Origin of the sequence: Streptomyces sp. NPDC091387 (assembly GCF_044756945.1) — a bacterium.
GTDB lineage: Bacteria > Actinomycetota > Actinomycetes > Streptomycetales > Streptomycetaceae > Streptomyces.
Window position 1 is genome coordinate 106,904 of sequence record NZ_JBIVTZ010000006.1, and the last position, 21,906, is coordinate 128,809.

Sequence of the window (21,906 nt, forward strand, 5' to 3'; positions counted from 1 at the left end):
TCCTCACCTCCCCTCCAGGGAACCCTCTTCACAAGGACGTGAACCAGATGCGTATGTCCTCTCGGATCCCGGCACTCGCCGTCGCCGGAGCGCTCGCCGCGGCGAGCCTTACCGCCTGCGGAGGCGACTCCACCTCCGCGACCGGCGACAAGAACGACAGGGTCAAGATCATGGTGGGCGGTCTGGACAAGGTCATCTACCTGCCCGTGATGCTCACCGAGCGGCTCGGCTACTTCAAGGACGAGGGCGTCGCCGTCCAGCTGCTGACCGAGCCCGCCGGCGTCCAGGCGGAGACCGCGCTGGTCTCCGGCGACGTGCAGGGCACCGTGGGCTTCTACGACCACACCCTCGACCTCCAGGTGAAGGGCAAGCACGTCCAGTCGGTGGTCCAGCTGTCCCAGGCCCCGGGCGAGGTCGAGATCGTCTCGAACAAGGCGGCGGACGACATCGGCTCGGCCAAGGACTTCAAGGGCAAGAAGCTGGGTGTCACGGGACTCGGCTCCTCGACCGACTTCCTGACGAAGTACCTCGCCGTGAAGAACGGCGTGCAGACCAGCGAGTTCACGCCCGTCGCGGTCGGAGCCGGCCAGACGTTCATCTCCGCGCTCCAGCAGGGCTCCATCCAGGGCGGCATGACGACCGACCCGACCGTGGCCACCATCCTGGACAAGAAGCTGGGCCGGATCCTCATCGACATGCGGACCCCCGAGGGCTCCAAGAAGGCGCTCGGCGGGCTCTACCCGTCCTCCAGCCTCTACATGCAGACCGAGTGGGTCAACGCCCACAAGGCGACCGTGCAGAAGCTGGCCAACGCCTTCGTGAAGACCCTCAAGTGGATGTCGACGCACAGCGCGGACGAGATCGCCGCGAAGATGCCGGCCGACTACGCGCAGGGCGGCGGCGCGGCCCTCTACGCGCAGTCCATCAAGAACACCCTGCCGATGTTCACCACGGACGGTGTGATGCCCCCGGACGGGCCGGCCACCGTCGAGCGCGTCCTCAAGGCCTTCAACCCCAACCTCAAGAACGCGGACGTCGACCTCTCCAAGACGTACACCACGGAGTTCGTCAAGAAGGCGAACTGACGAGCCACTGACACGTACCGACAGCCGCCCGCTCGCCCCGCGCGCGGGCGCGTCGGCATGTACCGCTTGTGACGACTCACGGACCGCGCTACTCGGAGCGGGATTTCCCGGCCTGCCGGTCCGGCTCCAGGAGCGCGGTCGGAACCCTGGCCGCGGAACCCAGCCGGACGGCCTCCACCACGGCCTCGTGCAGCGCCCGGCTGTCCTCCTCGGAGGAGCAGGGGACGGGGCTGCCCGACATGGTGAACCAGTCGGCCGCGCCGGTGTACTGCACGGTGATCTGTGCCGTGTCGTCGGCCCATGTGGTGTGGACGGTCAGGTCGCCGGACAGCGGGCCGACCTCCTCGGTGAGCACGCCGCCGTGCCCCGAATACACTCCGCGAGTCGTCCAAGACGCCCAGGTCATGTATCCAGGCTCGCACCAAAACGGCCGGATCGCGACCCGCCAAAGCCAATATCCCGTGCCGCGCGGGCGATCGGACCGGTTTCCACCGCGCCGCCCCGGGCCGTCCGCGGATCCGGCAGAACGCCGAGTCGGAGACCGGAACACGGTTGATCGGGTGACTCCGACCCGTCACCCCACATGCCTGAGCCCGGCTGCGGTTAAGCATCCCGGCATGACATGTGATCGCCGACCGAAGAACACCGGCCTCCTCCGTGCCCACCGCCTCCGCGCGGCCGGCGCCGCCTGCGTCGTCCTGACCGCAGCCCTGCTCACCGGCTGCGGCCAGGACAGCGGCAGCACGTCGACGGGGACGGAGACCTCCGAAGCCGCCCGCGCCGTCCCGGAGCGGACGGCCACCACCTCGCCCAGCCCGAGCGCTTCACTGACCAAGGACCAGCAGAAGCGCAAGAAGCTGCTGGACTCCACCAAGATCACCTTTGACAAGGCCGTCACCACGGCCGAGGGAGCCGTCGCAGGAAGCAAGCTGATCGAGCTCGACCTGAAGGGCCCGGGGAAGTCGGACGACGACACCGACGCGTCCGCGTCCGCGAGTGCCTCCACGAGCGCCTCCCCGTCCGGTGCCGGCTCCTCACCGAGCGGCTCCAGCGCGTCCCCCTCCGCAACAGGCTCGTCCCCGTCCGCCAGCCCGGCCTCCACCGGCCCGGAATGGGTCGCGACCGTCGCCGCCAAGGACGGCACCGAGCACACCGTGCGCATCGACGCGGTCACCGGCAAGGTGCTCCAGACCGTCGAGGACCAAGGCCAGGACGCGCAGGAGAAGAGCCGGACGGCCGAGCGGATCGCCAAGGCCACACAGACGCCCCAGGAGGCGGCCAAGACCGCGAAGGACAAGGCCAAGGGCACCGTGACCTCCGTCGACCTGGACGACAACGACAAGAACGTCCTCGTCTGGTCCGTCGACGTCGTCACCAAGGACTGGAAAGAGACCGAGGTCGACGTCGACGCGGCCAGCGGCTCCGTCACCGGTGAGCACGTGGACAACGACTGACACCTCCACGCCACGTCGTCCCACGAAAGCCGCCCCCGGTCCGCACGGACCGGGGGCACTTCCGTGTTCGGCTGTGTCACCCGGCTGTCATTCGACCGGGACGGACTCCGGGTGCGCCTGGTCCGCCGCCGGCGACTCGAACTGGGTCCGGTACAGCTCCTCGTACCGCCCGCCCGCGGCCAGCAGTTCGGTGTGCGTTCCGCGTTCGGCCACCCGTCCCTCCTCGATGACCAGGATCAGGTCGGCCGCCCGCACGGTCGAGAGCCGGTGGGCGATCACCACGGCGGTGCGTCCCTCCAGCGCCTCGGCCAGCGCCTCCTGCACAGCTGCCTCCGAGGTCGAGTCGAGGTGCGCGGTCGCCTCGTCGAGGATGACGACCCGCTGCTGCGCCAGGAGCAGCCGGGCGATGGTCAGCCGCTGACGCTCACCACCCGAGAGCCGGTAGCCGCGCTCGCCCACCACCGTGTCGAGCCCGTCGGGCAGCGAGGCCACCAGCCCGTCCAGGCGGGAGCGGCGCAGGGCGTCCCAGATGTCCTCCTCGGTCGCTCCGGGCCTGGCGAGCGTGAGGTTGGCACGGACCGACTCATGGAAGAGGTGCCCGTCCTGGGTGACCATGCCGAGCGTCTCGCGGATCGACTCCGCGGTCAGATCGCGTACGTCGACACCGTTCAGCCGCACCGAGCCGGAATCGGCGTCGTACAGCCGGGGCAGCAGCTGGGCGATCGTCGACTTGCCGGCGCCGGAGGAGCCGACCAGGGCGACCATCCGGCCGGGTTCGGCACGGAAGGAGACCTCGTGCAGGACCTCCGTACCGCCCCGGGAATCGAGCGTCGCGACCTCTTCGAGGGAGGCGAGGGAGACCTTGTCGGCGGACGGATACCCGAAGGAGACCCCGTCGAACTCCACCGACACCGGCCCCTCCGGCACCTTGCGGGCATCCGGCTTCTCGGCGATCAGCGGCTTCAGGTCGAGGATCTCGAAGACCCGCTCGAAGCTCACCAGGGCGCTCATCACCTCGACCCGGGCACCGGCCAGCGCCGTCAGCGGGGCGTACAGCCGGGTCAGCAGCAGAGCGAGTGCCACGACCGCGCCCGGTTCCAGACTGCCGCGCAACGCGTAGTAGCCACCGAGCCCGTAGACGAGCGCCAGAGCCAGCGCGGACACCAGGGTCAGCGCCGTGATGAACGTCGACTGCGCCATCGCCGTGCGGATACCGATGTCCCGGACCCTGCCGGCACGGGCGGCGAACTCGGCGGACTCGTCGGCCGGCCGGCCGAAGAGCTTGACCAGGGTCGCACCGGGGGCCGAGAAGCGCTCGGTCATCTGGGTGCCCATGGCGGCGTTGTGACCGGCGGCCTCACGCTGCATCCGGGCCATCCTGGAGCCCATCCGCCGCGCGGGCACGACGAACACCGGCAGCAGGACGAGCGCGAGCAGCGTGATCTGCCAGGAGATCGTGAGCATCACGCCGAGGGTCAGCAGCAGGGTCACCAGATTGGACGCCACACCCGACAGCGTGTTGCTGAACGCCCGCTGCGCCCCGATGACGTCGTTGTTGAGCCGGCTCACCAGGGCGCCGGTGCGGGTGCGGGTGAAGAAGGCGACCGGCATCCGCTGCACATGGTCGAAGACCGCCGTGCGCAGGTCCAGGATCAGCCCCTCGCCGAGCGTCGCCGACAGCAGGCGGGTCAGCAGACCGAGCCCCGCCTCGGCCACGGCGATGACGGCGATCAGCAGGGCCAGCCGGATCACCGTCCCGCTCTCCTTGCCCTGCACGATCGCGTCGACCACCCGGCCCGCCAGCACCGGTGTGGCCACCGCCAGCAGGGCGGTGACCACGCTCAGCACGAGGAAGCGGTAGAGCTCACGGCGCCGCGGCCGGGCGAAGGAGGCGATCCGGCGCACGGTGGCCCGGGAGAGGGGCCTGCGGTCCTGTTGGGCGTTCATCGCACTGTGCAGCGATGACCAAGCGGTGACTTCCATACTCATGCGGTGCCTCCGGGAACGAGTCGATGCTCCCGATGGCCGGACACGGCCAGGGGCGCAGAGAGAACGTTAGGATCTCAAGCTGACTTGAGGTCAACCGCCCGCTCCGCGCCCGGCGCGGGATCCTGGGCCGCGTCGACAACGCTCGTGATCAATACACCTGTCGCTCGTCCGGCGGACCGATCGGCAGGCACACCTGAAACCGGGTGTCGCCCGGCTCCGAGGAGACCCGGATGTCGCCGTGGTGCTTCTCGCGCAGCGCGTCGAGGGCGTCGCCACCGGAGAGCGCCCGCACGATGCGGTAGCGGTCGCCGTACTGACGCCGGAGGTCACGGGCGACCGCCCGGGACACCGCCGGGTCGTCGCCGACGCTCAGGATCGTGGGATTCGCCATGGCCCCATCATTCCCGCAAGGCCCGCGAAAGGGCGGCGGAAGATCGACCACTCCCCGGTGCCGCCCGCGGCTCCGGCGGCGGACCACGTAGAATCGGCCCCTGTTTCCGGCCGAACGATGGCATACCCAACCGATTGAGGCAGTTCGACGTGAGTTTCACAGACAGTTCCGAGGCACCGATCTACGCCGGTCTCGTGGAGGAGCACGGGGACGTCCTGGCGGAGGTGCGCCGAGTGGCTGAGGAGACTCTGCGCGAGGCCGACCGGGCCGTCGACTTCAGCGATGTCCGCAGATCGGCGGCGTACCGCTAACAGCTGACCGGCCCCACTCGGGCGGCACCGCCCCCGGCCTCCGCCACCCCGTCGATCTCCCGTGCCACGGCACCCGGCAGCACCGGTGCCGTGCGCCGCCATGTCCTCTCGCACTGCGGACCGGGCTTCCCCGTCGGAGCATGGAACGAACAGGCGGCGACGGACTCGGGACGAAGGGATGCCGGATGGGTGGTGAACGGCATGAACCGCCGCCGGACGAGTTCGAGGCCGAGCTGGACCAGATCGCCGCACTGAACCGTTTGGATGCCGCTCCTCCGGCGCCGCCCGACGACCGGGGGCCCGTCGCCGACGGCACCCGGTCCGGCGAGGCGGCCAGGCGCCGCGACTCGCTGCTGCTGTCCGCCGGTCACACCGTCGCGGAGTCCGACTCGCTCGACGAGACGCTGAGGCTGGTGGCCGGGCTGTACGCGCCGGAATTCCCCCTGGACGGCCAGTGCGTGTTCGGCGTCGGCGACGGGTCCCTCAGCGCTCTGGCGCAGTACGGATTCAGGCCCGGCGCCGGAGTCGACCAGGGATTCCGGATGCCGATGACCACCGGCTACCCGGCAGCCGAGGCCGCCAGGACCGGCCGGGCGGTGTTCCTGGCCTCGGCGCGGGAGTACCGCAGCCGCTTCCCGGCCACCTGGCACATGTCGGCCCGCAAGAACCGCGAGGCGTGGGCCTTCCTGCCGCTCGTCACCGCGGGGCGGGTCGTCGGAGTGTGGGTCGCGGCCTTCCGCTCCCCGGTTGCCTTCACGACGAGCGAGCGCGCCCTGCTGACCGTGACCGGCCGGATGATCGCCCAGGTACTCGAGCGCGCCCGCGCCAGCGGGGCGGAACTGGCCCTCTCCCGGGGCCTTCGCCGCAGCATGCGCACCGCGAGCCCGGCACTGACCGGCCTCAGCGTCGCGACGCGCTACGTGCCGACCGGGGGAGGGCTCATGGTCGGCGGGGACTGGTACGACAGCATCGACCTGCCCAACGGCCGTCTCGCCCTGGTCATCGGCGACGTGCAGGGACACGATGTGCACGCCGCGGGGCTGATGGCCCAGCTGCGTACGGCCGTGCACGCCTACGCAGCCGAGGGGCACGGCCCGGACGCCGTACTGGCACGGGCCTCCCGCTTCCTGACCACCCTGGACGACGACCGGTTCGCCACCTGCATCTACATCGAGGCCGACCCGTCCACCGGCGACCTGCACATCGCACGGGCCGGCCACCCGCACCCGGTACTGCGCACGCCGGACGGCACGTGCCTGATCAAGCACATCAGCGGCGGGCTGCCGCTCGGACTGATGCCGGGCGAGGAGGACTACCCCGTCGACATCCTGCGCCTGCACGACGGCGAGGTGCTGATGCTGTGCACGGACGGCCTCATCGAGAACGGCGGCCATGACATGTACAGCGGCTGGGTACGGGTGCGCGACGCGTTCTCGCCCGGCCCCGTCGAGGACCTCGAAGGGATGGCCGACCGGCTGATGGCGGCCGTGCTCAGCCCCGAACCGGGCGCCCGGGAGGGCGCCGCCGCACGCGACGGCGACGACATCGCCCTCCTGCTCCTGCGCCGCGACTCCGGACAGCCGCGCGCCGAGGTGAACCAGCGCCGGCTGATGCTGACCATCGGCCAGGACCATGGCGAGGGACTCGCCGAGGCGCGGGCCGAACTGAAGGCGCTGCTGCACGACTGGGCGCGGCCGGACCAGGTGGACACCGCGGTGCTCCTGGCGACGGAACTGCTCGGCAACGTACTCGTGCACACCGATCAGGACGGCTCACTCACCGCGTCCGTCACCGGTCAGACCGGCCGGCGCCGGCTGCTCGTCGAGGTCATGGACCGCGGCGACGAACTGCCTCACCAGCGGACTCCGGTCGAACTGGCCTCTTCCGGCCGGGGGCTGCTGCTCCTCGACATCCTGGCCGACCAGTGGGGCGTGCGGCCCGAACCCGAGGGCAAGACCGCCTGGTTCGCGCTCACCGAGGCGTCCACGGCCGAGTTGGGGGGCGGCGCCAAGGCCTGAGCGCAGGAGCCGGCCGGGCTGCCCCCGGCGGGGCAGGCCGACCGGACGGGAGCAGGCCGCGTCGTCAGCGGGGGATCCAGGCCCGCCACTCCCGCTCGTTCTCGTCGACCCATTTCTTCGCCGCGTCCTCGGGCGACAGCTTCTGATCGGCGATCATCAGGGCGACCTCGTTCTGGTCCTCGGTGCTCCAGGAGAAGTTCTTCAGGAACCCGGCCGCCTTGCCGCCGCTGCCCGCGAAGCGGGCGTTGAGGTACTTCTTCAGCGGTGTCTGCGGGTAGGCGCACCTGATCTTCTTCGCGTCGGCGTCGCAGCCGTCCTTGTACGGCGGCAGCTTCACCTCCGTCATGGGTACCTTCTCGAACAGCCACTGCGGCTTGTACCAGTAGGAGAGGAAGGGCTTCTTCTCCTTGGCGAACTGGTTGATCTGCGTGATCTGCGCGGCTTCGGACCCGGAGAACACGACCTGGTAGTCGAGGCCCAGATTCTGTACGAGCGCCTTGTCGTTGGTGACGTAGGACGGGGAGCCGTCCAGCAGCTGGCCCTTGCCGCCGCTCTCCGCGGTGCGGAACTGGTCGGCGTACTTGTTGAGGTTGTGCCAGTCCGTGACGTCGGGGTGCTTCTCGGCGAAGTACGTCGGGACGAACCAGCCGATGTGGCCGGTGACGCCGAGCTCGCCGCCCGGACTGATCGTCTTCTTGTCCTTGACGTACCGCGCCTCCTGGTCCGGGTGGCCCCAGTCCTCCAGGATCGCGTCCACCCGGCCCTGGCTGAGGGCGTCCCAGGCGGGCACCTCGTCGATCTGGACGGTGTCGACGCGGTAGCCCAGCTCGTGTTCGAGGAGGTACTGGACGACGGCCACGTTCGCCTGGGCGCCGACCCACGACTGCACGGACAGGGTCACGGTCTTCGCGCCCTGCGCGTTGGCGAACGGCGAGGACTGCTGGGTCATGTCGGCCGCGCCGCAGCCGGCCACGGCGACCAGGGCCGTGGCGGAGACGAGCGCGATGAGCGGAGTACGCGGACGAGCCATGTCAGGCTCCCTTTCCGGAGTGGCGCCTCGTCGGCTGGGTGACGCGGTCGAGCGTCAGGCCGAGGAGGACGATCGCGGCGCCGGCGACCAGCCCGGTCGCGAGGTCGCCCTGCGCGAGGCCGAACACCGCGGAGTAGCCGAGCGCCCCGCCCCCGACGAGACCGCCGATGACGACGACGGCGAGCACCAGGACGACGCCCTGGTTGACGGCGAGGAGCAGCGCCGGGCGTGCCAGCGGAAGCTGGACCTTCAGCAGTTGCTGGACGCCGGTCGCGCCGAGGGAACGCGAGGACTCCATGGTGACCGGGTCGACGCCGTTCAGGCCCTGGGTGGTGATGCGGACGACGGCGGGCAGCGCGTAGATGACGGCGGCGGCGACCGCCGGTGCGCGGCCGACGCCGAACAGGGCGACGACGGGGATGAGATAGACGAACTGCGGCATCGTCTGGAACACGTCCAGCACAGGACGCAGCAGCCGCTCCACCCGTTCGCTGCGGGAGGCGGCGATCCCGACGGCGAAACCGGCCACCAGGGTCACCGCGACACCGGCCAGCACCTGGGAGAGCGTGTCGAGCGCCGGGTCCCAGACACCGAGCACCCCGATGGCGGCCATCGCGAGGACGGCGGTCACCGTGGTGCGCCAGGTGCCGATCAGCATGGCGAGCACGGCGATCAGCAGCAGCACGGACCACCAGGGCAGCCACTGCAGTCCGTCGCGCACCGGGTCCAGGACCCAGGTGGTGAAACGTCCCGCCCAGTCCGCCGTGCCGCCGACGACCGGGACGCCGGAGTACAGGTGGTCGGTCATCCAGCCGACGGCCCGGTTGACGGGCTCGGCGACGGCGACCGTCCAGCCGCCCGGCCAGGTCGTCCCGGAGGCGAGGCGTGCCACGACGGCGACGATCACGGTGCCGGCCGCGGCGACGGCCCAGCCCAGCCGGGCGGATCCGGTCCGCGGAGCGGTGTCCAGCCCGTCGCCGGCCGCGCCGGTGACCCGGTCGAGGACCACGGCGAGCAGCACGATCGGGATCCCGGCGGCGAGCGCGGCGCCGACATCGACGGAGGCGAGCGCCTGGTACACGCGGTCGCCGAGACCGCCGGCGCCGATCACGGAGGCGATGACGGCCATCGAGAGGGCCATCATGATCGTCTGGTTGAGACCGAGCAGCAGTTCCTTGCGCGCCAGCGGGAGCCGGGCCGTCAGCAGCCGCTGCCGTCCCGTGGCACCGAGCGAGGCCGCGGCCTCCATGACGCCCGCGTCGGCGCCGCGCAGCCCGAGAGCGGTCAGCCGGGCCATCGGCGGCGCCGCGTAGACGACGGTCGCCAGCACGGCGGCCGGCACGCCTATGCCGAAGACGAGCACCACCGGCAGCAGATACGCGAAGGCCGGCATCACCTGCATGGTGTCGAGCACCGGCCGCAGCATGCGGAACACCCGGTCCGACAGTCCCGCGGCCAGACCGAGGAGCGCTCCGAGCGCCACGGAGACCAGGACCGCGACGACCATCAGCGCGAGGGTCTGCATGGTGGGCACCCACATGCCGAGCAGCCCGCAGCAGAGGAAGGCGACGACGGCGGACAGTGCGAGCCGGACGCCGGCCACCCGCCAGGCGATCAGCGCGACGGCGGCCGTGACACCGGCCCAGCCGGCGGCGAGCAGGACCAGGTAGACGCCCCGCACCGAGAGCACGACGCCGTTGCTGATGTGCCCGAAGAAGTAGAGGAACAGCGGGTGCGTGTCGCGGTTGTCGATGATCCAGTCGCTGACCCTGCCGAGCGGACCGGTGAGGTCGACGGTGAGATCCCCGGGCCAGGCGCCGCCACCGACGAGGAAGGTGCCGAGCACCAGCAGTGCGACGGCCGCGGCGAGCAGGAGCGCGGTGCGGTGCCGCACGAGGGAGCCGGCGGTTCCGGAGGAGGCGAACCCGGTGGGACGTGCGGCGGTGGTGGTCGCGGTCATCGTGGGCACCTCCCGCCCGTGGCGGCGGGCAGCGCGTCCGGCCGCGGGCACGGTGTGGCATGGCGGCCCGGCGGGGCCGGTGAACGGGTCATCCGCATCACGCGGCCTCCTTCACGGTCGGGATCCCCGCCACGACGCCGAGCAGGCACGCGTGGTCGACCACACCCAGGCAGCGGCCCCCGTCGACCACCCGCGCGGTCTCGCCTGTGCGGACGACCGCCTCGATCGCCTCGGAGACCGTGGTGTCCGGTGTCAGCGCCGGACCCGAGACGCTCTCCGCGCCGTCGGCGGGACGCATCGCCGCCCGCACCGTCAGGACCTGTTCGCGCGGGACGTCGCGCACGAAGTCCCGGACGTAGTCGTCGGCCGGTGAGCCCACGATCTCCTCCGGAGTGCCCAGTTGCACGATCCGGCCGTCCCGCATCAGCGCGATCCGGTCGCCGAGCTTCAGCGCCTCGTTCAGGTCATGGGTGATGAAGACCATCGTGCGGCCCTCCTCGCGGTGCAGGCGCACGACCTCCTCCTGCATGTCGCGTCGGATGAGCGGGTCCAGGGCGCTGAACGGCTCGTCGAACAGCAGCACTTCGGGATCGACGGCGAGTGCCCGCGCCAGCCCGACCCGCTGCTGCTGACCGCCGGAGAGCTGCCCGGGACGGCGGTCCTCCAGTCCTTCGAGGCCCACCTTGGTGATGAACTCGGCTGCTCGTGCGCGCCGTTGGGCCCGGCCCATGCCCTGGATCTCCAGCCCGTACGCGACGTTGTCGACGACCGAGCGGTGCGGCAGCAGACCGAAGTGCTGGAAGACCATGGCGGCGCGGTGGCGGCGCAGTTCGCGCAGCCGTCCGCCGTTCATCGACAGCACGTCCTCGCCGTCCATGGTGATCTCGCCGGACGTCGGCTCGATGAGCCGGGTGAGGCAGCGTACGAGGGTGGACTTCCCGGACCCGGACAGGCCCATCACGACGAAGACCTCGCCCTTGCGGACATCGAACGAGACGTCACGGACGGCGGCGGTGCAGCCCGTACGGCTGCGCAGCTCGGCGCCGTCGAGCTCGGCGAGTTCGGCGTCGCCGGGCACGCGGTCGGCCTTCGGCCCGAAGACCTTCCAGAGGTTGTTCACGGAGAAGACGTGCGGCGGTGTGTTCATCGGTCATGACCCCCAGTTGTGGCGCCGAGCAGATCCGCGCATTTCTCCCCGACCATCAGCACCCCGATCATCGGGTTGACGGTCGGCATGGTCGGGAAGACCGAAGCGTCGGCGATCCGGACGCCGTCCAGGCCCCGGATCCGCAGGTCGGGTGCGACCACGGCGAGCGCGTCGTCGGCCGCGCCCATCCGGCAGGTTCCCGCCGGGTGGTAGACGGTGTGCGCGACCCTGCGCGCGTACTCGCTCAGATCCTCGTCCGAGGTGACCTCTGGCCCCGGGCAGACCTCGCGCTTCAGCCAGCCGGCCAGCGGTTCCCGCGCGGCGATCTCGCGGGCGATCCTTATCCCGTCGACGAGCGTCCGTCCGTCGTAGTCCTCCGCGTCGGTGAAGTAGCGGAAGTCCAGGGCGGGTTTGACCTCGGGATCGGGGCTGGTCAGATAGAGCCTGCCGCGGCTCCTCGGCTTCGGGATGTTCGGCGTCATGGACACTCCGTGCTCAGGACGTTCGTACCCGAGCCGCTCCGGATTGTCCGTGAACGGGATCTGGTAGAAGTGGAACATCAGGTCGGGCCCGGGGCTCCGCGGGTCCCGCCGGACGAACAGACCGGCGTCGCTGTCCATCGCGGAGTTCTCGGGGATCGGCCCGTGTGTCTCCCAGACGATGACCGACTCGGGGTGGTCGAGCAGGTTCTCGCCGACACCGGGCAGGTCGTGCACCACGGGTATGCCGAGCTTCTCCAGCTCCGCGCGGTGGCCTATCCCGGAGTGCATCAGCAGCCGGGGCGTGTCCACCGCGCCCGCGCACACCACCACTTCGCGCCGGGCGCGTACGAGCCGCTCCTCGCCGTCCGCGGTCCGCACCCGCACGCCGGTCGCCCGGCGGCCGTCGAGCTCCAGCCGGAACGCCCAGGTCTCCAGCGCGATATGGAGGTTCGGCCGGTCGAGGAAGGGATGCAGATAGGCGACCGAGGCGGAGGAGCGCTTGTTGTTCTCGGGATGGTAGGCGAGGTCGAAGAACCCCACACCGTCCTGGAAGGGCGCCTTGTTGAAGCTTTCGACGCGCGGGACCCCGAGCGCCGTGCGGGCCGAGTCGACGAAGTCGCGGGCGATGGCGTTGCGGTCCGCCTCGTCGACGGGGACGATGTTGTTGCGCAGCCGGTGGAAGTACGGGTCCATCGACGAGGCGTCCCAGCCCTCCGCGCCGGCCGCGGCCCATTCGTCCCAGTCGGACGGCAGCGGCCTGAAGGCGATCAGGGTGTTGTGGGACGAGCATCCGCCGAGCACCCTGGCCCTGCTGTGCCGGATGTTCGAGTTGCCCCGGGGCTGCTCGGTCGTGGGGTAGTCGTAGTCCAGCTCACCGCCGAGGAGGCCCATCCAGCGGCGCAGGGTCAGGACGTCGTCCCGTCCCACGTCGCTCGGTCCGCCCTCGATGAGGGCGACTGTGATGTCGGGGTCCTCGGTGAGCCGGGACGCGATCACCGAACCCGCGGTGCCGCCGCCGACGATGACGTAGTCGTAGTGGGTCATCTGCTCCATCGCCTCTGCCCCCGTCAGCCCGCGAACCAGCGCACCGGGCGCGGGGCGAGGTTCTGGTAGATGTGCTTGGACTCGCGGTACTCGGCGAGACCCGTCGGACCCAGTTCCCGGCCGATGCCGGACTTGCCGAAGCCGCCCCACTCGGCCTGCGGCAGATAGGGGTGGAAGTCGTTGATCCAGACGGTGCCGTGGCGCAGCCGGGCGGCGACCCGGCGTCCGCGACCCGTGTCCGCGGTCCACACGCCGCCGGCCAGTCCGTACTCCGTGTCGTTGGCGAGAGCCACGGCCTCGTCCTCGGTGCGGAACGTCTCGACGGTCAGGACCGGTCCGAAGACCTCCTCGCGCACCACGCGCATGGAGCGGTCGCAGTGGTCCAGCACGGTGGGCCGGTAGAAGTACCCGGGCCCCTCGGGGCGCTCGCCGCCCGCCCGCAGCACCGCACCCTCCTTCAGCGCGGAGTCGACGAACTCCTCGGTCCTGGAAAGCTGTTGAGCGGAGACGAGCGGACCGCACTCGACTCCGTCGTCGGTGCCGCGGCCGATACGGATCAGCTCGGCTCGCCGGGCGAGTTCGGTGACGAACCGCTCGCGCACCGACTCCTCGACGATCAGCCGTGATCCGGCGGAGCAGACCTGGCCGCTGTGGATGAAGGCGGCGTTGAGCGCCTGGTCGACAGCGGTGTCGAAACCCTCCTCGGTGGCGCAGGCGTCCGCGAACACCACGTTGGGGTTCTTGCCGCCGAGTTCGAGCGCGACCTTCTTGACCGAGTCGGCGGCGGCCCGCATCACCTTCGTCCCGCTGGCGAGCCCGCCGGTGAAGGAGACCAGGTCGACACCCGGGTGGTCCGCGAGCCGGGCGCCGACGGTGGCGCCGGGGCCCGTGACGATGTTCGCCACCCCGGTCGGCAGTCCGGCCTCGGCGAGCAGCGCGATGAGCGCGACCGTGGTCAGCGGGGTGATCTCGCTCGGCTTGATCACGAAGGTGTTGCCGGCGGCGAGAGCCGGAGCGATCTTCCAACTGGCCTGGAGCAGCGGATAGTTCCACGGGGTGATGAGTCCGCAGACGCCGACGGGTTCATGCACCACGATGCTGTGGATCTCCTCGGACCCCGCATCGACGACCCGCCCGCCGCTCTCGTTCGTGACGAGGTCGGCGAAGTAGCGGAAGGCGTCGCGCACGCAGTCCACGTCGACCCGGCCCTCTTCGAGCGTCTTCCCGGCGTCACGGCACTCCAGAGCGCCGATCCGTTCCCGGTCGCGCTCCAGGAGACCGGCCACACGCCTGAGCAGTGCGGCGCGCTCCGCGACGGGCGTGTGCGGCCAGGGCCCCGCGTCGAAGGCGGTCCGGGCCGCGGCCACGGCGGCGTCCGCGTCCACGGTGCCGCCCTCGGAGACGACGGCGAACGCGGTCGCGTCGACGGGATCGAGGATCTCGCGCGTGGCGCCGGATGCGGCGGCTCGCCACTCTCCCGCTACATGGATCGTGTGTTGTGCCGACACGTCGTGTGCTGCCCTTTCGATGGCCCGTTCGTCCGACGCCGGGGGAACCCGGCGGTCTGGCCCTCTTCCCCGGAAGGCCGAAGCCATGCGTGGCGGGCGGCGCGAAGTGACCCGGCTCACGGGATCCGCACGTCAGGACGGGGTGCGGTCGGCGGAGAGGGGTCCGCGGCCTGGGTCCCGGAACCCCCTGCGGCGCGGCACGGAACAGCCGCCGGTTCGTCCACCGTCGGTGACCGCCCTACTACCCCCTGCGCTATTTGAGTCAAATAACTGGAAAGTCCATATATAAAACTATTTGGGTAACGTAGTGATTGCTCTGCCGGGCCGCGGGGACGACCGTCCATGATCCCCGCGGACCCCGCGGAGTCTGCGGGCCCCGGCCGGGATCGGACCGTAAGGAGTGGGAGCAGCCATGGCGGACGAGCAGTACGAGGTGCCGGACAACACCGCGGTGCGGGTCGCACTCTGGCGGGCGATGCACGTCCAGGTCGACGCGGAGCCACACGTGTTCGAGGACGAGATCGGCCTGCGGCTGGTGGCGCCCGACGAGGGGTGGCGCAGCCGCCCGGACATGGACCCGCGCGCCACCAGCGGGTTCCGGGCCTCCATCGTGGCCCGCGCCCGCTTCGTCGAGGACCTGGTCGCCGAACAGATCGACCACGGCATCGACCAGTACGTCATCCTGGGGGCCGGGCTGGACACCTTCGCCCAGCGCCGGCCGGAGACCGCCTCCCGGCTGCGGGTCTTCGAGATCGACCAGCCCGCCACCCAGGCCTGGAAGCGCCGGCGGCTGATCGAGCTCGGCTACGGGATCCCGGACCGGCTGCGCCTGGTACCGGTCGACCTCGAGGCGGGTGGGGACTGGTGGCAGGAGCTGGCGGACGCCGGCTTCGACACGGGCCGACCGGCGCTCGTCGTCTGCGCCGGTGTCACGGTGTACCTCACCAAGGACGCCACCGCGGCGACCCTGCGCCGGCTCGCCGGGCTGGCCCCCGGCTCGACGCTCGCCATGACGTTCATGCTGCCGGCCGAACTCGTCGATGACGCCGACCGCGCCGAACTGGAGGCGACCAAGCCGCGGGCGCGGGCATCCGGAACGCCCTTCATCAGCTTCTACACCCCGCAGGAGATGCTCGCACTGGCCCGCGCCGCCGGTTTCGCGGACGCCGGGCACGTGTCGGCAACCCGGCTCGCCGAACGCTACTTCGCCGATCGGACCGACGGATTCCGCCCGTCGAGCGGAGAGGATCTGCTCGTCGCCACCATCTGAAGCCCGCTCGGGCCGCGTTGTGGGGGAGCGCGGCTCAGGCCGGGCGGGATCCCGCGAGTCCGCCGAACCGTGGTGACATTGTCGTGCACCGGGCGGAAAAGCAGATGCACGTGGTCACCGGCGCTGTCACGATGCGCCGGTGAACAGAGAAGAGAGCTCCAGAATCGCGCACGCCCACCACCCGATCAAGTCCCCGCTCGACGACGCGTCGGTACGTCAACTGCTCGACCACGGCATCACACGCGGTGACGAGCGCGTCCTCGACCTCGGCTGCGGTGGCGGGGAGTGGCTCCTGCGCGCACTGTCCGCCCGGCCGGACGTGCGGGCCGAGGGCGTCGACATCTCGGAGGTCGCCCTGGCGGAGGCCCGTTCGCGCGCCGTCGGACTCGGGGTGGCGGACCGCCTGGTGCTCCACAACCGGCCGGCCGCCGACTTCGTCTCCCCGCACGCGTTCGACCTGGTGCTGAGCTTCGGAGCCGCTCATGCCTTCGGCGGGCTGCTCCCGACTCTCGCGGCGGCACGCGGGCACCTGGCTCCCGGAGGGCGCGTTCTGGTCGGCGACGGGTTCTGGGACCGCGAGCCCTCCCCGGAGGCCGTCGAGATACTCGGTGACTTCGCCGACCTGGCGACGACCGTGGACCGTGTCATGGCCGACGGCTGGACGCCCGTCCACGGTCACGTCAGCAGCCGCCAGGAGCTGGACGACTACGAATGGGCCTGTTGGGGGAGCCTGGCCGACTGGGCGCTGGACCACCCCGCTGACCCGGACGGCGCGGAGGCGCTCGCCCTGTCCGCCACCCGCCGCTCCGAATGGCTGCGCGGCTACCGCGACACCTGGGGCTTCGTCAGCCTGGTCCTGCGCCGGACCTCCGACTGAGCGGGGGAGGGCGCGGAATCGAGACCCGCGCTCCGGGGCGGGGGCGCGCCGCGACGGCATCCCCGCCAGGACAACTCGCATCCACGGCGCGGGAGTCGGCGTCCGATCGGCCCGGTGAAAGAGGCGTTCCCGCCGGTTCTCAGGCCCCCGGCGGCGGCCTGAGCGCCGCGTACGTTCCCGCGCCGGCCGCCAGCAGCAACACGCAACCGGTGAAGACGAGTCCGGCCTCGCGCAGCCCGAGCCAGGTGGCCATGGCGCCGACCCCCACCACCGGTACCGAGATCCCGGTGTACGCGACGACGAAGAAGGCCGAAATGGTGCCCCCGCGATGCTCCGCCGGGGCGGCACCGCTGACCAGGGTGAGCGCCGCGCGGAAGGCGAGGCCCTGTCCGATGCCGCCGCACAGCGCTCCCAGGACCAGCAGGAGCAGGGATTCGGCGACCAGCGACGAAGCCACCAGCAGCAGGCCGGCCATGAGGATGCCGCAACCGGCCGGGAGCGCGCGGCGTGCGCCGATACGCTGCGTCAGGGACTGCCCGAAGGTCGAAGCCAGGAACACGGAGAACACCACGGCCCCGGTGACGGCCACGTTGTGCACGCCCAGTGTGTGCGAGGCGAAGCTCGGCGCGACCGCCGTGAACAGCCCGAGCAGCGCGAAGCCGGCGAACGCCGCCAGCGAGGCGGGCACGAACACGCTCCGCACCTCGGGCGGCACCGCCACACCCTGAGGCGTCGGACGCGGCCACCGCTTCGGCTCCGCCACGGTCTCCGGCAGGAACCAGGTGATCCCGGACGCCACGGCCACCAGCCCCAGGTGGACCCAGAACGGCAGCGTCAACGGCCAGGGCGTGTACTGCGCGAGGAGCCCGGACAGCAGCGGTCCGCAGCCCAGGCCGCCCATGTTCGCGGCCGTGGCGGCGAACCCGGCCCGCGCCTTCTGCGCGGGCGCGGCCAGTTCGATGACCGCCGCCGTCGCGGCGCCGCTCAGCAGTCCCGCCGCGAAGCCGGACAGCAGCCGTCCCGCGAAGAGCAGCGGCAGACCGCGTTCCAGGAGGAAGCACCCGGCACTCGCGGCCGACAAGGCCATGGCGCACAGAAGTACGGGTCTGCGGCCGACCTTGTCCGAGTAATTGCCGACCACGAGCAGCACGGTGATGACCGCGACGGCGTAGACGGCGAAGACGACGGTCACCATCAGCTCGGAGAAACCGATCTGCTTCTGATAGAGCCCGTACAGCGGCGTGGGCAGGGTGGTACCAGCCATCCCGATGGCGAACACCACCGCCGCGGCCAGATATCCCGGTCGCCGGTCTCTACTTGCGCTCACTTCACGCTCACGAACGATCACGAATGTCACCCTATGATCGGCCGCCCGGTGAGTCGGCGCTCGGCGCGAGGACGCGCACGACTCAGCCATTCGACTCGGTCCACGGGGACGGGGCGCGGTGGGCCGCGGCCGTGGGCAAGGCAGACCTCGAAGAGGCCACGCGAGGGTTCCTGGAGCAGGTGGACCGGGCGCCGGTCTGCCTCCCGGAGCAACTCAGAAGGGTCTGAGCGGCAGGGGCGACGGCTCCTTTACCGGCACCGACCCCCGCCTGTCTGCGTTTCCGGGAATCTTCTACTGATCGAGTGATTGACCAATCCGCCGGGCGGTCGGCACCGAACCAGTTGCGTGACGATCCCCCGGACCACCTCGATCAACAACGTGCCGGCCGCGCCGAGCGGCCCTGCCGCCGGCTGCGCCGAGCGCACGGCGGCCGAGCCCGCATCCGCTGCTCGAGCCGCCGGCCGAACCGGTGAGGTCCGGACCGGAAACACATCAGAGCCCTTCCCGACAGTGCGGGCGGTTGGCACTCGGTCGTCCTGACCGGCCGCCGCCCGTCGCAGACGCAGCCGTCGACTGCGACCGCTGTCCCCCTCCCCGCATTCCATCAAGGAGAACACCATGAACGCCCTTCGTTACCGCCGCGCAGCCGTTGCCGTCGCCGCGGCCGCCGTGCTTCCGCTGGCACTGACCGCCTGCTCGGACGACAGCTCCGACAAGGCGTCAGAGAGCAAGTCCAGTGCGGCTGCCCCCGCTCCGGAGGCCTCGGACCCGGCCACGGCCGACTCCGCCTCGATGGACAAGCCGTTCGGCCCGGCCTGTGCGGGCGTCCCGAAGGAAGGCGCGGGCAGCTTCGACGGCATGTCCAAGGACCCGGTGGCCACGGCCGCCTCCAACAACCCGGACCTGTCCACCCTGGTCACCGCGGTCAAGAAGGCCGGCCTGGTCGACACGCTCAACAACGCCAAGAACATCACCGTGTTCGCGCCCACCAACGATGCCTTCGCGAAGATCCCGAAGGCTGACCTGGACAAGGTCCTGAGCGACAAGGCGACGCTCACCAAGATCCTCACGTACCACGTCGTGGGCCAGAAGCTCACTCCGAAGCAGCTGGAGAACGGCAGCTTCGACACGCTGGAGAAGACCAAGCTCACCACCGCCGGTTCCGGTGAGTCGTACAAGGTCAACGACAGCGCCAACGTGGTGTGCGGCAACGTGCCCACGGCCAACGCCACGGTCTACATCATCGACACGGTCCTGATGCCCAAGTAGCCGCTGGCGAAGCCAGACAGCCGCCCCGCTGCGGACCCGGCCGGAATCAGCCCCCCGGTCCAGGCCCGCAGCGGGGCTTTCCCGTGCCGTGCACCCCGGTTGGCCCTTGCCCCCCGCCCCGGTCACCGGAGCGCGCAGCGCAGCAGCCGCACGGCCGCGCGATGGCGAAGCCGCCGGGCCAGAGCGCTCGTCCTGCGCCGCCACGGCGGCTGCCTGGGCGTGGCGCGGACGATGTCGAGTACGCGTCCCTTCAGTGCCGCGGGCGGAGTCGTCGTCGACGCCATGCCCAGACGGGCGGCGGTCGCCCGGAACTCCTCGCATTCACGGAGGCACGCGGGGCATCCCGCACAGTGCGCCTCTACGGCTGCGCGTTCCCGCCCCCGCAGCGCGTCCAGTGCGTACGCGCCGGTCAGCATATGAACGTCGGACACCAATTTCTCCTGTACTTGCGGGACGACTGAGTCTCGGGTCCGTCGATTTCCGGTGCGGAGCGAATGTCTGCGCGCGAGGCGGAATCGAAAAAGGTCACGCAGAACGGCGGTGTCGACTTTTCGGTCATCCGAATGCTCGATCGCCGGATATGCGTTGACGCGGCAGAAGATATCTCTGTCCGAATTCCTCTCCGAAGCCGTCCCGGGCGCTGCTTCTTTTAGCGGTTCCCGAGTGATTCGGAGCCGCGCCCGCCCCGGATTGCCTCCCGGTGGAAACTGGCGAAGATCCGGCGAAACTCCATGGTGTTCAGGTGATTTACGGACTTCGCGACAGGCCGTCCGGGTGAACGCACGTGCTGCCGTGGTGAACGAATGACGGCTGCTTATTGCGAAAGGCTCGCAATAAGCAGAGAATGGCGCTTCCGACTCGCCCGGACGCGGTGTCCACCGGCTATTTACCGCAGTTCCGGCCGGTCCCATTCGTGCGTTCAGCTGGGGTTATGCATGCAGGGGAACGTACTGGCGAAAACCTTCCCCGTGAATATGTGAATCCCTGCCGGAGAAATGTGGTTCGCTGTCGCTCCGACGATCGGTGGGGGCATCGCCCCCGTGAAAGGCGTGCGGAATTCCGTCCCGCGCTCGGGGTCGTCGGCCCGTTCCGCCCATCCCAAGGATTGCTCCGTACCCGCACCTGCGCCCCGGCCAGGCGGTGCCGCGGTGATCCCTTGTCGAGAGGACCAGTCTTGACGTCCCCCACTCCGAGGCCGCGCAGCCGGCGCGTCCTCGACCACTCCCTCGTCGTCCTCGGTGCCGGTGCGCTGGCCACGGGGCTCGGCATCCTCACGCTCGCACCCGGAATCAGTGCGGCCTCCAGCCACCGCGAGGCCCCGCTGATCGCCGGTGACCCGCGGGCGGACAACACCGACGTGTACGCGTTCACCAGCCCCGACCGCTCCGACACGGTGACGCTCGCCGCCAACTGGATCCCGTTCGAGGAGCCCAACGGGGGTCCGAACTTCTACCAGTTCGCCGATGACGCCCGGTACAACATCAAGATCGACAACACCGGTGACGGCAACGCCGACGTCACGTACAGCTGGCGCTTCCGCACCATCACCCGGGACGCGGGCGGCCAGTTCCTCTACAACACGGGCCCGGTCACCTCGCTCAACGACCCGGACCTCAACATCCGCCAGGTGTACGACCTCACGGTGACCACCTCCCGCGGCACCTCGACGGTGCTGCGCGGGGCCCCCGTGGCGCCGTCGAACGTCGGCAAGGCGTCCATGCCCGACTACGCCACCCTGCGCTCGCAGGCGGTACGCAACGCTCCGGGCGGCAGCAAGGCGTTCGCCGGACAGGCGGAGGACCCGTTCTTCGCCGACCTGCGTGTCTTCGACCTGCTCTACGGCGGGGACCTCAGCGAGCGCGGGCAGGACACCCTCGCCGGGTACAACGTCAACTCGGTCGCACTCCAGATCCCCAAGAAGGACCTGGCACTGCGGGGCAACACCACCCGCAACCCGGTCGTCGGGATCTGGTCGACCACCGAGCGCCGCGGCGTCCAGGTGACCGACTCACGGACCACGAGCGCCCAGACCGGGTGGAAGCAGGTCTCCCGCCTCGGCAACCCGCTCGTCAACGAGGTCGTCGTCCCGCTCAAGTACAAGGACGCCTTCAACACCCTCAACCCCAGCCAGGACCGGACCGTGCAGCCGGTCGTGGACAAGGTGCTGGACCCGATCCTGCCGAAGCTGATCCAGAAGGTGTACGGCGTACCGGCACCCAAGCCCCCGCGCAAGGACCTGGCGGAGATCTACCTCACCGGCATCTGCAAGGCCTGCGGACCGATCAAGGCCGATCTGAACGCACACCGGCTGAACAAGGACGCCCCGCTCGGGAAGATCGTCCCGGCCGAGGAACTGCGGCTGAACATGGCCGTACCGCCCACCGCGAAGCCCAACAGGCTCGGGGTCCTCGCCGGAGACCTGGCCGGCTTCCCGAACGGCCGCCGGCTCGCCGACGACGTCATCGACATCTCCCTCCAGGCGGTCGAAGGAGCCGCCCAGACCGGCAAGCTCGTCCCCGCCCTCGCGGCCGGCGACAAGGTCGACGCCAATGAGGTGCCCTTCGGAACCCGCTTCCCGTACCTGGCGCTCCCGCACTCCAAGAGCGTCAACAGCGGCCCGTCCGGCCGCGCCCGGCAGTCGGCGATGACGCCGTCGCACGCCGCCGCGATCGGCACCGCGGGCATCGCCCTGCTCGGTGTCGGCGGACTCCGCCTGCGCCGGCGCCGCGCAACGAGCTGACCGG

Annotated in this window: 18 protein-coding genes; 8 read left to right on the plus strand and 10 right to left on the minus strand. The window is 70.7% G+C overall.

All coding sequences use genetic code 11. From position 1 onward, the window contains the following. Positions 1 to 47: 47 nt before the first annotated feature. A complete protein-coding gene (locus ACIQM0_RS14355; protein WP_401286236.1) occupies positions 48 to 1,085 on the plus strand; it encodes an ABC transporter substrate-binding protein in 1,038 nt (345 codons plus the stop codon). An 88-nt stretch (positions 1,086 to 1,173) separates the two neighbouring features. On the opposite strand, the gene ACIQM0_RS14360 is transcribed toward ACIQM0_RS14355, so the two are convergent. After that, complete coding sequence (locus tag ACIQM0_RS14360) at positions 1,174 to 1,491, minus strand: hypothetical protein (RefSeq protein WP_363022603.1); 318 nt, start codon at positions 1,489 to 1,491, stop codon at positions 1,174 to 1,176. 211 nt (positions 1,492 to 1,702) lie between these two features. Here ACIQM0_RS14360 and ACIQM0_RS14365 point away from each other — a divergent pair, with 211 nt between their 5' ends. Next, positions 1,703 to 2,539, plus strand: a complete 837-nt coding sequence (locus tag ACIQM0_RS14365) for a PepSY domain-containing protein (protein ID WP_401286237.1) — start codon at positions 1,703 to 1,705, stop codon at positions 2,537 to 2,539. An 87-nt stretch (positions 2,540 to 2,626) separates the two neighbouring features. On the opposite strand, the gene ACIQM0_RS14370 is transcribed toward ACIQM0_RS14365, so the two are convergent. Then, positions 2,627 to 4,528, minus strand: coding sequence for an ABC transporter ATP-binding protein (locus tag ACIQM0_RS14370; protein WP_401286238.1), 1,902 nt, complete (start codon positions 4,526 to 4,528; stop codon positions 2,627 to 2,629). Between the two features lie 148 nt (positions 4,529 to 4,676). Then, positions 4,677 to 4,919, minus strand: a complete 243-nt coding sequence (locus ACIQM0_RS14375) for a hypothetical protein (RefSeq protein ID WP_401286477.1) — start codon at positions 4,917 to 4,919, stop codon at positions 4,677 to 4,679. A gap of 149 nt (positions 4,920 to 5,068) precedes the next feature. Between ACIQM0_RS14375 and ACIQM0_RS14380 the strand changes: the two genes are divergently transcribed. Beyond that, positions 5,069 to 5,230: a hypothetical protein gene (locus tag ACIQM0_RS14380; protein WP_164494445.1), complete on the plus strand. Its 162-nt coding sequence runs from the start codon at positions 5,069 to 5,071 to the stop codon at positions 5,228 to 5,230. Positions 5,231 to 5,370: 140 nt separating this feature from the next. Continuing rightward, on the plus strand, positions 5,371 to 7,248 hold the full coding sequence (locus tag ACIQM0_RS14385; protein WP_401286239.1) for a SpoIIE family protein phosphatase: 1,878 nt from the start codon (positions 5,371 to 5,373) through the stop codon (positions 7,246 to 7,248). 64 nt (positions 7,249 to 7,312) lie between these two features. Here the strand turns inward: ACIQM0_RS14385 and ACIQM0_RS14390 are convergent, their stop codons facing one another. The 5 genes from ACIQM0_RS14390 to ACIQM0_RS14410 all read right to left on the minus strand — a co-directional run bounded on the left by ACIQM0_RS14390 (position 7,313) and on the right by ACIQM0_RS14410 (position 14,419). Next, positions 7,313 to 8,278: an ABC transporter substrate-binding protein gene (locus tag ACIQM0_RS14390; protein WP_401286240.1), complete on the minus strand. Its 966-nt coding sequence runs from the start codon at positions 8,276 to 8,278 to the stop codon at positions 7,313 to 7,315. A 1-nt stretch (position 8,279) separates the two neighbouring features. Next, positions 8,280 to 10,238: an ABC transporter permease gene (locus ACIQM0_RS14395; RefSeq protein WP_401286241.1), complete on the minus strand. Its 1,959-nt coding sequence runs from the start codon at positions 10,236 to 10,238 to the stop codon at positions 8,280 to 8,282. A 97-nt stretch (positions 10,239 to 10,335) separates the two neighbouring features. Beyond that, on the minus strand, positions 10,336 to 11,385 hold the full coding sequence (locus ACIQM0_RS14400) for a glycine betaine/L-proline ABC transporter ATP-binding protein (protein ID WP_401286242.1): 1,050 nt from the start codon (positions 11,383 to 11,385) through the stop codon (positions 10,336 to 10,338). Next, positions 11,382 to 12,920 carry a GMC family oxidoreductase gene (locus ACIQM0_RS14405; RefSeq protein ID WP_401286243.1) on the minus strand — a complete coding sequence of 513 codons (1,539 nt, stop codon included), beginning with the start codon at positions 12,918 to 12,920 and terminating at the stop codon, positions 11,382 to 11,384. The genes ACIQM0_RS14400 and ACIQM0_RS14405 overlap by 4 nt, the downstream gene beginning before the upstream one ends. 14 nt (positions 12,921 to 12,934) lie before the next feature. Further along, the gene (locus ACIQM0_RS14410; protein ID WP_401286244.1) at positions 12,935 to 14,419 is read right to left on the minus strand and encodes an aldehyde dehydrogenase family protein; all 1,485 of its coding nucleotides are present in this window, start codon (positions 14,417 to 14,419) and stop codon (positions 12,935 to 12,937) included. A 412-nt stretch (positions 14,420 to 14,831) separates the two neighbouring features. On the opposite strand from ACIQM0_RS14410, the gene ACIQM0_RS14415 reads away from it, so the two are divergent. Then, a complete protein-coding gene (locus ACIQM0_RS14415; protein ID WP_401286245.1) occupies positions 14,832 to 15,689 on the plus strand; it encodes a class I SAM-dependent methyltransferase in 858 nt (285 codons plus the stop codon). Between the two features lie 139 nt (positions 15,690 to 15,828). After that, positions 15,829 to 16,566: an SAM-dependent methyltransferase gene (locus ACIQM0_RS14420; protein WP_401286246.1), complete on the plus strand. Its 738-nt coding sequence runs from the start codon at positions 15,829 to 15,831 to the stop codon at positions 16,564 to 16,566. 139 nt (positions 16,567 to 16,705) lie between these two features. Here the strand turns inward: ACIQM0_RS14420 and ACIQM0_RS14425 are convergent, their stop codons facing one another. After that, positions 16,706 to 17,893 (minus strand): MFS transporter, encoded by a 1,188-nt coding sequence (locus ACIQM0_RS14425; RefSeq protein WP_401286247.1) that lies wholly within the window; start codon positions 17,891 to 17,893, stop codon positions 16,706 to 16,708. 618 nt (positions 17,894 to 18,511) lie between these two features. Between ACIQM0_RS14425 and ACIQM0_RS14430 the strand changes: the two genes are divergently transcribed. After that, positions 18,512 to 19,162 (plus strand): fasciclin domain-containing protein, encoded by a 651-nt coding sequence (locus ACIQM0_RS14430; RefSeq protein WP_401286248.1) that lies wholly within the window; start codon positions 18,512 to 18,514, stop codon positions 19,160 to 19,162. 122 nt (positions 19,163 to 19,284) lie between these two features. Here the strand turns inward: ACIQM0_RS14430 and ACIQM0_RS14435 are convergent, their stop codons facing one another. Next, positions 19,285 to 19,593 (minus strand): zf-HC2 domain-containing protein, encoded by a 309-nt coding sequence (locus ACIQM0_RS14435; RefSeq protein ID WP_401286249.1) that lies wholly within the window; start codon positions 19,591 to 19,593, stop codon positions 19,285 to 19,287. 743 nt (positions 19,594 to 20,336) lie between these two features. Between ACIQM0_RS14435 and ACIQM0_RS14440 the strand changes: the two genes are divergently transcribed. Beyond that, positions 20,337 to 21,902, plus strand: a complete 1,566-nt coding sequence (locus ACIQM0_RS14440; protein WP_401286250.1) for a DUF4331 domain-containing protein — start codon at positions 20,337 to 20,339, stop codon at positions 21,900 to 21,902. Positions 21,903 to 21,906 lie beyond the last annotated feature (4 nt).